Annotated in this window: 10 protein-coding genes; 4 read left to right on the plus strand and 6 right to left on the minus strand. The window is 72.3% G+C overall.

Annotated features, from left to right (window positions below; all coding sequences use genetic code 11):
* The first annotated feature begins 151 nt into the window (after positions 1-151).
* From AB8735_RS17920 to AB8735_RS17930, 3 genes are all read left to right on the plus strand, one after another.
* Entirely contained in the window at positions 152-2149 is a 1998-nt protein-coding gene (locus AB8735_RS17920; protein ID WP_372408407.1) for an APC family permease, read from the plus strand.
* An 82-nt stretch (positions 2150-2231) separates the two neighbouring features.
* Positions 2232-3242 carry an EamA family transporter RarD gene (gene rarD, locus AB8735_RS17925; protein WP_372408408.1) on the plus strand — a complete coding sequence of 337 codons (1011 nt, stop codon included), beginning with the start codon at positions 2232-2234 and terminating at the stop codon, positions 3240-3242.
* Positions 3243-3300: 58 nt separating this feature from the next.
* Positions 3301-4665 carry a M28 family metallopeptidase gene (locus tag AB8735_RS17930; protein ID WP_372408409.1) on the plus strand — a complete coding sequence of 455 codons (1365 nt, stop codon included), beginning with the start codon at positions 3301-3303 and terminating at the stop codon, positions 4663-4665.
* A 159-nt stretch (positions 4666-4824) separates the two neighbouring features.
* Here the strand turns inward: AB8735_RS17930 and AB8735_RS17935 are convergent, their stop codons facing one another.
* From AB8735_RS17935 to AB8735_RS17960, 6 genes are all read right to left on the minus strand, one after another.
* Positions 4825-5703 carry an ABC transporter permease gene (locus AB8735_RS17935; protein ID WP_372408410.1) on the minus strand — a complete coding sequence of 293 codons (879 nt, stop codon included), beginning with the start codon at positions 5701-5703 and terminating at the stop codon, positions 4825-4827.
* A complete protein-coding gene (locus AB8735_RS17940; RefSeq protein ID WP_344018448.1) occupies positions 5690-6637 on the minus strand; it encodes an ABC transporter ATP-binding protein in 948 nt (315 codons plus the stop codon). The genes AB8735_RS17935 and AB8735_RS17940 overlap by 14 nt, the downstream gene beginning before the upstream one ends.
* A 29-nt stretch (positions 6638-6666) precedes the next feature.
* Positions 6667-7941, minus strand: a complete 1275-nt coding sequence (locus tag AB8735_RS17945) for an outer membrane lipoprotein carrier protein LolA (protein WP_372408411.1) — start codon at positions 7939-7941, stop codon at positions 6667-6669.
* 272 nt (positions 7942-8213) lie between these two features.
* Complete coding sequence (locus AB8735_RS17950) at positions 8214-9224, minus strand: polyprenyl synthetase family protein (RefSeq protein WP_344018443.1); 1011 nt, start codon at positions 9222-9224, stop codon at positions 8214-8216.
* 208 nt (positions 9225-9432) lie between these two features.
* Positions 9433-10653, minus strand: a complete 1221-nt coding sequence (locus tag AB8735_RS17955; RefSeq protein WP_344018441.1) for an NAD(P)-binding domain-containing protein — start codon at positions 10651-10653, stop codon at positions 9433-9435.
* Positions 10654-10782: 129 nt separating this feature from the next.
* A complete protein-coding gene (locus AB8735_RS17960; RefSeq protein ID WP_372411867.1) occupies positions 10783-12057 on the minus strand; it encodes an ATP-grasp domain-containing protein in 1275 nt (424 codons plus the stop codon).
* A gap of 251 nt (positions 12058-12308) precedes the next feature.
* Here AB8735_RS17960 and fahA point away from each other — a divergent pair, with 251 nt between their 5' ends.
* Positions 12309-13493 carry a fumarylacetoacetase gene (gene fahA / locus AB8735_RS17965; RefSeq protein ID WP_372408412.1) on the plus strand — a complete coding sequence of 395 codons (1185 nt, stop codon included), beginning with the start codon at positions 12309-12311 and terminating at the stop codon, positions 13491-13493.
* Positions 13494-13570 lie beyond the last annotated feature (77 nt).

A 13570-nucleotide genomic window follows, 5' to 3' on the forward strand; every position in this document is an offset into this window, starting at 1 on the left:
CTCTCCCCTCCCCGCTCTTTCGCCTCCCCCGGAGGGGGCGGCGAAAGAGCGGGACCGAGGCACTCGGACACCCGCGCCGGGCACCCACCGAACGGGTGCCCGCCCGCCGCGTCTGCCCGGGCGGCCACAGGGCACCCGCTCTCATATGGTCATGGCCGCCCCCGCCGAACCCTTCGTCCGCGAACGCCTCCTCTACCGCGTCAAACGCGGCCTCCTCGGACCGCCCCTCGTCACCCAGGCCCTCGCCCACGAGAAGCTGTCCAACCCGATGGCCCTCGGCGTGCTCGCCTCCGACTGCATCTCCTCCACCGCCTACGGCCCGGAGGAGATGCTGATCATCCTCGTGCCGGTGATCGGCGCCGCCGCCTTCGACCTGGTGCCCCTGGTCGCCTGCGCCATCCTCCTCGTCCTCCTCCTGGTGACGCTCTCCTACCGCGACGTCGTCTCCGTCTACACCCGGGCGGGCGGCTCCTATGTCGTGGCCCGCGAGAACTTCGGCCCCCGCGTCGCCCAGATCGCCTCCGTCGCCCTGCTGATCGACTACATCGTCACCGTCGCCGTCCAGTCCGCCGCCGGGACCGACGCGCTGATCTCCCTCGCGCACCTGGTCGGCCACGGGTACCACGGAATCGACCACCTCAAGCTGCCCATCACCGTCACCGTCGTGGTGGTCCTCATGTACGGGAACCTGCGCGGCATCCGGGAGGCGGGCCGGGCGTTCGCCGCCCCCGCCTACCTCTTCATGGCCGCCATCGCGCTGCTGCTGGTCATCGGGCTGGTGCGCGGGCTGACCGGCGGCCTGCCGCACGCCGACCTCCACGCGCAGGGCGCCTATCCGCTCGGTTCCCCCGGGCACGGCTGGCTCTACGGCGCCTCGCTCTTCATGGTGCTGCGCTCCTTCGCCAACGGCGGCTCCTCCCTCACCGGTCTGGAGGCGATCTCCAACGGCGTCTCCACCTTCCGCAGCCCGCAGGGGCGCAACGCCCGCCGCACCCTGACCGTGATGAGCGCCATCCTCGGCGTGATGGTGCTCGGTGTGTCGGTGCTGGCCCACTTCACCCACGCCATCCCGTACCTGGACGGCAATCCGACCGTCCTCTCCCAGGAGGCCCACCTCGTCTTCGGGGACGGCTGGCTGGGCACCACCGGGCTGGTCTACGTCCAGCTCGCCACCGCGCTCATCCTCTACACCGGCGCCAACACGCCGTTCACCGGCTTCCCGTTCCTCGCCAGCTTCGTGGCCGAGGACCGCTTCCTGCCCCGCCAGCTGACCCGGCGCGGCCACCGCCTCGCCTTCTCCAACGGCATCATCTGCCTCACCGTCATCTCGCTGGCCCTGCTCTTCGTGACCGGCAGCAATGTCGACAAGCTCGTCGCCCTCTACGCCATCGGGGTCTTCACCGGCTTCACCATGGCCGGGGCCGGCATGACCGCCCACCACTGGCGGCGGCGGGAGCCCGGCCGCGGCTGGAAGGTGGCCGTGAACGCGGCCGCCGCCGTGGTCTCCGCCCTGGTCGTCCTGGTCTTCGCGATCACCAAGTTCACCGAGGGCGCCTGGCTGGTCGTGGTGGTCTTCCCGCTCGGCGTGTGGGCGCTGATCCGCATCAACCGCCAGTACCGGGAGGAGGCCGAGGCCCTGGAGAACGTCCCGGCGTTCACCACCGACCGGCCGCACTGGCGCCGCCACCTCGTCCACGTCCTCGTCGACGCGCTCGACCTGGCCACCGTCAAGGCGCTGCGCTACGCGCACGAGCTGCGGCCGGACGAGGTGCGGGCCGTGCACTTCGTGATCGACGAGGAGCGGGCGCGCCGGCTCGCGGCCCGGTGGGACGCGACGCCCGGCACGGATATCCCGCTGGAGCTGGTGGACTGCCCGGACCGGCGGCTGCGGCACGCCGTCACCGAGCTCGCGGCCCGGACGACGGCCGACCCGGCGACGGCGCTGACCCTGCTGATCCCCCGGCGCACCCACTCGAACCCGCTCGGCCGGATGCTCCACCGCGACACCGGCGACCTGATCGCCCGGGCGCTGGAGCACCTGCCGAACGTGGCGGTGACGATCCTCCCGTTCGACGTCACCAAGGCCGTGGAACTGCTGCGCGCGACACGGCAGGAAGGGAGCGGTGCCCCGGATACCGGCACGTCATGACCGTCATCCGATACGGACATGACACGCACCCCGGGGCGGCGTTACCTTCGCCGGGTCGCCGTCGCACCACCGGGAGGGATCCGTGAAGCCGGACACTCAGCCGGGCACACAGCCGGGCACTCAGCGGGACGAGACACGTGCGGGGTTCCTGTACGGTGTCGCCGCCTATGCGATCTGGGGGCTCTTCCCCCTGTACTGGCCGCTGCTGGAACCCTCCGGGGCGTCCGAGATCCTCGCCCACCGGATGGTGTGGTCGCTGGTCACCGTCGTCGTCGTGCTCGCCGTGACCCGGCGCTGGGCCTGGATACCCCCGCTGCTGCGGCAGCCCAAACGGCTCGGCATGATCGCGCTGGGCGCGGCCACCATCTCGGTCAACTGGGGCATCTACATCTGGGCCGTCAACAGCGGCCACGTCGTCGAGACCTCGCTCGGCTACTTCATCAATCCGCTCGTCGTCATCGCCCTCGGCGTCGTCGTTCTGCGCGAGCGGCTGCGGAAGGCCCAGTGGGCGGCGGTCGGCATCGGCGCGGCGGCGGTGGTCGTGCTCGCGGCCGGCTACGGGAAGCTGCCGTGGATCGCCCTGGGCATCTCGGCCTCCTTCGGCACCTACAGCCTGATCAAGAAGAAGGTGGGGCTGGGCGGGCTGGAGTCGATGGCCGCGGAGACGGCCGTGCAGTTCCTGCCGGCGCTGGCCTATCTGCTGTTCCTCGGCGGTGGCGGCGGGAGCACCTTCGCGAGCGAGGGTGCGGGGCACGCCGCACTGCTGGTGGCCTCCGGCGCCATCACCGCGCTGCCGCTGGTCTCCTTCGGCGCGGCGGCCGTGAAGCTGCCGCTGTCCGTCCTGGGGATGCTCCAGTATCTGGCCCCGATCTTCCAGTTCGCGCTGGGCCTCGCCGTCTTCCACGAGTCGATGCCCACCGAGCGGTGGGCGGGCTTCGCGCTGGTGTGGCTGGCGCTGGCGGTGCTGACGTGGGACGCGTTGCGGGCGGCGCGGGCGGGGCGCGCGGAGCTGAACGCGGCGCGGGACAAGGCGACGGCAGCCGAGCGCCCGGTATCCGGAGAACGGAGTCCGGTGTCCGAAACCCGCTCTTGACGCGTCTTCAAGGGTCCACTGAACATCATGGGCACGTCAAAGGAGTTGGGAGCCCCCCATGTTCGTTCTCAACGGACCCACCCTGCCCGTCACCCCCCGAAGACGCCGAACGGCCGCCGGTGCGGCCCTGACGGCCGTCCTCCTGGGCCTCGCATCGGCCCCCGCGATCGCGGCTCCGGCGGCACCGGCCCGGGTACCCACCACCCGGCCGGCCGCCGACGCCCCCGAGATACCCGCGGCGAACGTCAAGGCCCACCTCAACCAGTTGCAGTCCATAGCCAACGCCAACGGCGGCAACCGCGCGCACGGCCGCAGCGGTTACAAGGCATCCCTCGACTATGTGAAGTCCAAGCTGGACGCGGCCGGTTACACCACCAGCGTCCAGCAGTTCAGCACCAGTGGCGCCACCGGCTACAACCTCGTCGCCGACTGGCCCGGCGGCGACCCGAACCATGTGGTGTTCGCCGGCTCGCACCTCGACTCCGTCTCCGCCGGCCCCGGCATCAACGACAACGGCTCCGGCTCCGCCGGCGTCCTCGAAGTCGCCCTCTCCGTCGCCAAGTCCGGCTACAAGCCGGACAAACACCTGCGGTTCGGCTGGTGGGGCGCGGAGGAGCTGGGCATGCGCGGTTCCTCGTACTACGTCAACCAGCTGCCCACCGGCGAGCGTTCGAAGATCGACGCGTACCTCAACTTCGACATGATCGGCTCGCCGAACCCGGGATACTTCGTCTACGGCTACGACGCCTCGCTCAAGTCCCTCTTCGAGGACTGGTTCACCGCGCGGAACATCGCGACCGAGGTGGACACCGAGGGCGACGGCCGCTCCGACCACGCCCCCTTCCAGCAGGCGGGCATACCCGTCGGCGGCCTCTTCAGCGGCGCGGACTACATCAAGACCGCCGAGCAGGCCAGGAACTGGGGCGGTACGGCGGGCCGGGCGTTCGACGCCTGCTACCACCGCTCCTGCGACACGTCGTCGAACATCGACGACAAGGCGCTGGGCACGAACAGCACGGCGATCGCGGGCGCGGTGTGGAAGCTGAGCGGCGGCTCGTCGACGACACCGCCGGGCGGCACGGTCTTCGAGAGCAAGGCGGCCGTGGCGATCCCGGACGCCGGGCCGGCGGTGGAGTCGCCGATCACGGTGAGCGGGCTGACGGGCAACGCGCCGTCCTCGCTGAAGGTCGGCGTCAACATCACGCACACCTACCGCGGCGACCTGGTGCTCGACCTGGTCGGCCCGAGCGGGCGCACATACCGCCTGAAGTCCTCGGACGGGAACGACTCGGCGGCGGACGTCGTGACGACGTACACGGTCGACGCGTCGACGGAGACGGCGAACGGCGTCTGGAAGCTGCGGGCGCAGGATGTGGCGCCGCAGGATTCCGGGACGGTGAATGGCTGGAAGCTGACGTTCTAAGCGTGGTGGTGCGCTGTCCTCAAGCGCCGGACGGGCTGATTATTCAGCCCGTCCGGCGTTTGAGGACTTCGCCCGAAGGGCGAATGGGGTCCGGGGTCTCCCCGGGGAAACGGTGAAATGGGGGTGCCCCCTCTGGGGGAGGGCCAGGGGCAAACCCCCCTACGCCGTCACATCCCGCGACGTGAACCTCGCCCACGCCGCCGACCCGAACACCGCCGCATACAACCCCTGAAGCGCCAGGTTCCGCCACAACTGGTCCCAGTACACCGGATCCCTCAGCAGATCGGCGAAGCTCAACCAGTAGTGCGGGAACAAATACGGCTGCACCGCATGCAGTTGCGGAAACTGGTCGAGGATCTGCACCGTGATCAGCAGCCCCACCGTCGTCGCCATCGCCGCGATCCCGCTCCCCGTGAGCGTCGAGACGAACAGCCCCACCGCCGCGATGCCCACCAGCGACGCCGCGACGACGCCCGCGATGGCGAGGGCCCGGACGAGTCCCTCCCCGAACGACACGGTCGTCCCGCTGATCAGCGTCACCTCGCCCAGGGGGAAGAGCAACGCCCCCACCAGCAGCGCCGAAACGGCCACGACCAGCGTCGCCACCACGCAGAACACCATCGTCGTGGTGAACTTCGCGAGGAGCAGCCGCGTCCGCCCGGCCGGGGCGACGAGCAGATAGCGCAGGGTGCCGGACGCCGCCTCGCCGGCGATCGAGTCACCGGCGATCACCCCGATCGCCATGGGGAGGAAGAACGGCAGCGTCGCGGCGAGCGACGCGAAGACGAGGAAGAGCCCGTTGTTGGTGACCTGGCTGACGAACGCCGGCCCGTCCCCGCCGTGTTCGCCGAAGGACCCGTCCCGCCCGCCACCGGTCTCGATCTTCACGGCGATGCCGACCAGGACCGGAACGGCGGCGAGCACCCCGAGCAGCACCAGCGTGCGCCAGCGCCGGAACACGGTGACGATCTCGCTCCGGAAGAGGGACAGCCGCCACGTCACCGGCGCCGGCCGGCGCACCGCCTCAGCCTGCGACATCGAAGCCCTCCCCGGTGAGCGCCACGAACGCGTCCTCCAGCGAGGCCCGTTCCGTCCCGAAGGCCCGGACGCGCACGCCCGCCCGGACGAGGGCGGCGTTGAGGTCCGCGAGGTCGGCCGGGCCCGGGGCGGGTTCGCCGGTGACGCGGTCGTCGGCGACCACCAGATCGTTCACACCGTGCTCCTTGAGGACGCGGACCGCGTCCGCCGTGTCGGGGGTGGTGACGGCCAGCCGGCCGCGGGTGGAGGCGGCCAGCTCGCCGACGGTGCCCTGGGTGAGCAGCCGGCCCCGGGACATCACCGCCGCATGGGTACAGACCTGCTCGATCTCGTCGAGGAGGTGGGAGGAGAGGAAGACCGTGGTCCCCTCGGAGGCCAGCGAGCGCACCAGGGTGCGGATCTCGCGCATGCCCTGCGGGTCCAGCCCGTTGGTCGGCTCGTCCAGGACGAGCAGCTCGCGGGGCTGGAGCAGGGCCGCGGCGAGGCCGAGGCGCTGCTTCATGCCCAGCGAGTACGCGCGGGCCTTCTTGCCGGCGGCGCCGGCCAGGCCCACCCGCTCCAGCGCCGCGGCCACCCGGGCGGCCCGGGTGCGCGGATCGGCGGCGGGGTCGGCGGCGTCGTAGCGCAGCAGATTGTCGCGGCCGGAGAGGAAGCCGTAGAGCGCGGGGCCCTCGATGAGGGCCCCCACCCGGGGCAGCACCCGGGCCCCGGCGGCCGGCATCGGCTCGCCGAGCACCCGGGCGAGCCCGGCGGTCGGCTCGATCAGCCCCATGAGCATCCGGATCGTGGTGGTCTTGCCCGATCCGTTGGGGCCGAGGAACCCGAAGACACTGCCGCGCGGCACGACGAGGTCGAGGCCCGCCACCGCGAGCTGGCCCCCGCGGTAGCGCTTGGTGAGCCCCCGCGTCTCGATGGCCGCCGCCGGCTCCGTCACGGATCCCCCCTTCACCGCTGCTCGGCCGGTTACTTGTGCGCGGCCGAGTCGGCGGCCTTCACCAGCGCGTCCTTGGTGACCGCGCCGACGTAGACCTTGCCGTCGTCGGTCAGCAGGGCGTTGACCAGCCGGGTGCTGACGACGCGGCCGGTGCCGAAGTCGCCCGAGACCTTGGTCCCGAAGCTGTCCAGCAGGGACGCGGCGTCGGCCGAGGTCTTGTCGCCCTTCGCACCGTCGCCCTTCCCGCCGGGCAGCTTGCCCTTGCCGCCACCGGAGAACTCGGCGATCGAGGACCAGCCGGTGCCGGTCACCTTGGCGGCGGAGCCGGTGCCGATGCCGGGCGGGGCGACGGGCAGCCTGCCCTTGCCCGCCTCGTGGCCCTTCTCGTGGCCCTTCTCCTCGGAGCCCTCCGTGACCTTGGCGCCCTTCGGCGGGGTGAAGGAGAAGGTGGAGGCGGACGGCTTGTCGAAGGAGACCTTGGTGAAGGCCACGTCGACCACGGCCTTGCCGCCGCCCTTCGGGGCGAGGGTGAACTTCAGCGGGACGCCGTTCTTCGCGTCCACCGCGATGCGCACGGCGCCGACCGTGGTGTCGTCCTGCTTGGGCTTCAGGGTGAGCTGGTAGGCGTCCCGGCCGGCCACCTTCGCCGTGCCGTCCACGGCGACGTCGGTGTCCGGACCCGCGGCGTCCAGCACCTTCTTGGCGAGCTCCTGCGGGGAGGCGCTCTCCAGGCCGGACTTCGAGGACTCCTTCTGGTGCTTCTGCTGCTTCTGCGGAGCCTTCGCGTGGTACGCGGTGTTGCTGCCGCTGTCGTACGCCCAGACCTGGTCGCCGTTGCGGACCATGCTGTACTCGGCGGCGCGCTCGACGATCGACACACGCTGGCGCTCGGGGCCGTCCGCCGCGACGCGCAGGGTGTGCGTGCCGGAGGCGAGCTCGGTGAGCCGGTCCTGCGGCGAGGCGCCGCCCTTCCCGCCCTTGGCGCCGTCCCCGGAACCGCCGAAGGACATGCCGGACGGCATGGACGGCAGACCGAGGTCCGTGGTGACGCGCACCGAGCCGGACAGCTGCTGGGTGTCCGACGCGGCCACCTTGGCTATCAGGTCCTGCGCGCTGATCTTCGGCAGATCGGGGTCGCCCGAACTGGCCAGGGCGGAGCCGATGCCGATCGTCGCCGCGGCGACGCCCGCCACCGCGACGGGCACCGCGTAGCGGACGGCCTTGCGGCGGCCCGGGCCCGAGGGGCCGTTGGCTCCGGACGTCACGGGGTCCGCGGGGTCCGGTGCCGGCTGAATGCGTGCCATGTGCTCTACCTCCGTCGTCTGCGGCGGTCTGTTCACGTCGTGCACTCGCCCACACCTGGGCTCAATTGTGGCCCGACCGCTCGGCGGGGGCACCGGAGTCGGGAGGATTGCCCCCGCACGCTCTCCGGCACGACCCTTCCCATTCCACCAAGCCGCGACGCCCGGGTCATCAGCCAGGGGGATCAACTCCCCGTACCTCTGCGGTATGACGCCCCCTAAGGGGCGGCCCTCCGGCCGGATGAAGGGACCCCTGACAAAAGACGAACGGAGCGTCAGCCGGCCCGGTGGCAGACCGCGTCGCAGAGCTCCTCCAGCGCGGCCTTGGCCGTGCAGTCGGGCAGCGGCGCCAGCGTCGCGCGGGCCTCCTGCGCGTAGCGGACGGTGTCCCGGCGGGCCTGCTCCAGGGCCGGGTGGACGCGCAGCCGGCGGAGCACCTCGGCGAGCCGGTCGTCGTCGGCGAGGTCGCCCTCCAGCAGCTCGCACAGCTCGACGTCCTCCGGCGCGCCGGTGGCCGCGGCGCTCGCGCGCAGGTGCAGCACCGGCAGGGTGGGAACGCCCTCGCGCAGGTCGGTGCCCGGGGTCTTGCCGGACTCGTGGGAGTCGCTGGCGATGTCCAGGACGTCATCCGCGAGCTGGAAGGCGGTGCCGAGCCGCTCACCGTAATGGGTGAGGATCTCGACGACGCGCTCGTCCGCGCCGGACATCATCGCGCCGTAGCGGCCGGCGACGGCGATCAGCGAGCCCGTCTTGCCGGCGATCACGTCCAGGTAGTGCTCGATGGGGTCGCGCCCGTCGCGCGGGCCCGCCGTCTCCAGGATCTGGCCGGTGACCAGGCGCTCGAACGCCTCGGCCTGGATGCGGACGGCCTCCGGGCCGAGGTCGGCGAGGATCTGCGAGGCCCGGGAGAAGAGGAAGTCGCCGGTGAGGACGGCCACGGAGTTGCCCCAGCGGGCGTTGGCGCTGGCGGCGCCCCGCCGGATGTCCGCCTCGTCCATGACGTCGTCGTGGTACAGGGTGGCCAGGTGGGTGAGCTCGACGACCACGGCCGAGGGCACCACCCCCGGGGCGTACGGGTCGCCGAACTGGGCGGCGAGCGTCACCAGCAGCGGACGGAACCGCTTGCCCCCGGCCCGGACGAGGTGCTGCGCGGCCTCGGTGATGAAGGGCACACCGCTCTTGGTGGCCTCCAGAAGGCCTTCCTCGACAGCGGCCAACCCTGCCTGGACGTCGGCTTCAAGAGCCTGGTCCCGCACGCTCAGCCCGAAGGGCCCGACGACGGTCACGAGGGGTACTCCTGTCTGCCTGCGATCACGGGGATTGTCGATGTGTCGCTGTCTTCACCAAAAGTCAGCGTATCCGGTCGGTTCTGGATCATCGTGACCGCCTGCTCGAACGACGACCCGTCACCGACCCTCCCCGGGACCTCCGAGTGCGCCCCGGGTCCTCCCCCGGCGGAGGAGGACCCGGGGCGCGCCCGGCAGCCGTGGCCCCCTAACGGAGCGCCGCCACGGCCCGCGCCAGCCGCGGCGAGGCGTACTCGGTGCCGCACACGAACCGCATCACCGGTCCGAAGCTGGCCGCCGCCGGCAGACCGGTGAAGAAGAGCCCGGGCACCGAGGAGTGGTACCCCGCCCCCAGCCGCGGGCCGCCGGCCCCGGTGGCGAGCCGGGCGCGGACGCTGTCGCCGAGGAAGTCGAGGGCGCCCAGGTCCACCCGGTAGCCGGTCGCCGCGATGACGTGGTCGGCGGCGAGCTCGGTCTCCTCCGCGGGGCCGGAGCCGGTGCCGGTGGCGGCCAGGGTGAGGACCGGACGGCCCTCGGCGAGCCGCGCCCGGACGATCCGCTTGCCCTCGGTGACGTCCACCCGGCCGATGAAGCGCTCGCGCAGCCACCACGCGCCGAGCGGCCCGAGCACCTTGCGCACCAGGTACTCCCGCAGCTGCGGGGGCAGTCGGCGGAAGCCGTCCGCGTGGTACGAGAAGGCGTACAGCGACCAGGCCCGGCCGAACGGCGTGTCCGGCTTGAACGGCGACTGCCCGTCGGGCGCGGCCCCGAAGCGCACCGCGCCCCGCCGCCGCGCGACCACCCGCACCGACGCGGCGCCCGCCTCGGCCAGCAGCACGGCGGTCTCCAGCGCCGACTGCCCGGCGCCGACGACGGCCACGTCGCGCCCGGCGAAGCCGGACAGGTCGCGGTGGTGCGAGCTGTGCGAGAACGGCCCGCCGTCCACCGGCCCGTCCGGCACGGCCGCGGTCAGCTCGGCGGGGACCCGGGCCAGCCCGCTCAGCCCGGTGGCCACGACCACCGCGCGGGCCGCGAACTGCTCGCCGGAGTCCAGCTTCAGCTCGAAGCCGGGCCCGCCCGGCCGCCGCTCGACGGACTTCACCCGGACCTGCTCCAGATGCGGGACCAGCCGCTGCTGGAACCACAGCCCGTAGCCCGCGAACGTCTCGACCGGGATGACGTCCCAGTCCGACTCGTACCGCCGCTCCCCCACGTCGAGGCAGTAGTCGAGCAGGGTGTGCCCCGGCTGGGGCGCGTCGATGTTCGAGGCCACCGGGGTGGACTTGAGCAGCATCCCCGCGGGCATCTGCTCGCGCCAGGCCACCATCGGCGCGCCGAAGACCCGTGTCGGGACCCCGCGCGCCTTCAGATGGGCCGCCGTCGACAGGCCGTACGGACCGGCCCCGATCACTGCTACCGGAAGTGTCACGTGTCCCCTCCCAGGGCGTTGCCCGGCCCGCTGGGCCGGTCTGCTGCGTCACGTGGACTGCGGGGGCCCGGACCGTCCGGACGGTCCTTCGGACGCCCCGCGGGCGGCCCGTCCGAAGGACCGCCGGAACTACTCGACGGGGGATCGCCGGACCAGCTCGGTGCCGGCGGCCGCCGTGGCGGAGCGGCGCCGGGAGCGCCACAACTGCCACAGGTGCCGCACGCCCGGCCGGACGAGCCGGGCGCACATGGTGAAGAACGGTTTTATGTCGTCCCGTGCGGCCCACGCCAGCTCCGTTCCGGTCGCCTTGGCGGGCGCGTGCGGGGTGGTGTAGCCGCTGCGCCGGTACGCGGCGAGGGCGGGCAGGTCGATGTTCTCCACGACGAACCGCCGCCCGGCCAGTTGTTCGCCCTCGGGCACCCGGCGGCCGGTGAGGTCCAGATGCTGCGCCCGGACGACGTCGACGCCCGCCTCGCTCTCGAACATCCGGAACTGGGCGCCCATCCGGGGGTTGAAGTCCAGCAGCTTGTACCGCCCGTCGCGCCGGTCGAACCGCCAGTCCAGGTCTATGATCCCGCAGAACCCGATCTGCTTGATGAACTGGGCGGCCAGGGCGGCCAGTTCGGGATTGTCGACGATGTAGGCGTTGGCCGTCATACCCGCGTGCGGCGGCCAGGAGCGCACCTTGACCCCGGTGAACAGGGCCTGCGGCGCGCTGTCCGCGTCGAAGTAGGCGTGGACGATCCAGTCCTCGGCCTCCTCCCGGGGCAGGTACTCCTGGAGGATCACCCCCGGGCACGGCCCCCACTCGCGCGCCAGCTCCAGCAGCCCGCGGGCGTCGGCGATGCGGGTGGTGCCGGACACCGCGGGGCGGCGGCGGCGCTCGAACGCCTCGCGGTTCTTGGCCACCAGCGGGAACACCGCCGTCGCCGCGTATTTCTCGATCTCCTCGTACGAGGCGGGGAACAGCGTGGCCGGCGCCGGCACCCCGTGCTCCACACAGAGCTCGTGCAGCCCCTGCTTGCTCGCGAGTCTCCTCGGCAACTCCCGCTCCACCGGCGGGAAGAGGAACCGTCCCGCCAGCACCTCGGCGTGCTCGGCGATGAGCACGGCCGCCTCCTCGTCCGTCGGCAGCAGCACGGCCGGCCGGCCGATCCGGTCGCCGATCCGCAGCAGCCCCGCCACCAGGTCCCCGGCCCGCTCCGTGCCCGTCGTCGGCCAGACGAAGCGGCCGGTCAGATACCGGGAGGAGGCGGCCGGCGTCCAGCGGTCCTCGGTGATGGCGTACATGGGCACCCCGAGTCTGCCGAGACTGCGGATGGCGCCGACGCCGCCGTGGTGCAGGGGATAGTTGCCGAACTTCACGATCAATCCGGGCACCGACCGGTCCGCCGCCACGGACACACTCCTGCTCGCCACCGGCTCCCCCCTCGGCCACCCAGCCTCAGCGGCCCCCCACTGTGTGTGACCCGACTTAGGACGCTACTTCGGAATCGACGGCTCCAGCAAGGAGTTACCGGACATTGCCCTACCTTTTCCCACGGCTGGAACGCCTGTTGGAACGCCGCTCGAACATCTCTTGCCCGTCGGCCGTCAACACGTAATGTGTGACCAGTTCCGAGTCTCCGAGTGGAGAAGGCGAGGCCGCGACACCCATGCCCCAGCACAGCCCCCACGCGATCCCCGAGGGCGACCCCTTCGGGCCGGACGCGCTCCCGTACGGCGTCTTCACCACCCCCGACGCCCCCGACCACCCCCGGATCGGCGTGCGCCACGGCGCGTTCGTGCTCGACGTGGCGACCGCCGCGGCCGAACACGGCTCCCCCTACGCCGATCTGCTCGACCAGCCGGTCCTCAACCCGCTGATGGCCGCGGGCCGCCCGGTCTGGGAGGCCGTCCGCGCGGAGATCCGCGGCCTGCTCGACGCGGGGGTGCTGCCGGGCGGGTACGCGCGTTCCCTGGACGAGGTGACGCTCCACCTGCCGTTCGAGGTCGCGGACTACGTCGACTTCTACGCGAGCGAGCACCACGCGTCCAACGTGGGACGGATCTTCCGCCCGGACAGCGAGCCGCTGACCCCCAACTGGAAGCACCTGCCCATCGGTTACCACGGGCGCGCGGGCACGGTCGTCGTCTCCGGCACGGACGTCGTGCGCCCGCGCGGGCAGCGCAAGGCGCCCTCCGACGCGGCACCGTCCTTCGGCCCCTCGCTCCGCCTCGACATCGAGGCGGAGGTCGGCTTCGTCGTCGGCACGCCGTCGCCCGGGCCGGTCCCCCTGGAGGCCTTCCGCGACCACGTGTTCGGCGTCTGCCTGGTCAACGACTGGTCCGCGCGCGACATCCAGGCGTGGGAGTACGTCCCGCTCGGCCCCTTCCTGGGCAAGTCCTTCGCGACGTCCGTCTCCGCCTGGGTGACGCCCCTGGAGGCCTTCGACGCGGCGCGCACGGCCCCGCCGTCGCGGACGTACCCGCTGCTGCCGTACCTCGACGACTCGGCCTCGCCCGAGCCGGGCGGCCTCGACCTCCGCCTGGAGGTCCGCATCAACGGCGAGGTCGTCTCGCGGCCGCCCTTCTCCGCGATGTACTGGACGGCGGCGCAGCAGCTGGCCCATATGACGGTCAACGGGGCGACGTTGAGGACGGGCGATCTGTTCGCCTCCGGGACCGTGAGCGGTCCCGAGCCGGATCAGCTGGGGTGTCTGCTGGAGCTTACGGGTGGGAAGGGGCCGTGGCTGGCGGATGGTGACGAGGTCGTCATCACGGGCTGGGCGCCGGGCCCGGACGGGGCCCGGGTGGGCCTGGGCGAGGTCGTGGGCCGCGTGCGCCCGGCGACTGCCTAGGGGGTTTTGCCCCTGTCCCGCCCTTTCACCGTTTCTTCCGGGGAGACCCCGGACCCCATTCGCCCTTCGGGCGAAGT

It is taken from the genome of Streptomyces luteireticuli (assembly GCF_041519305.1).
Taxonomy (GTDB): Bacteria; Actinomycetota; Actinomycetes; order Streptomycetales; family Streptomycetaceae; genus Streptomyces; species Streptomyces luteireticuli.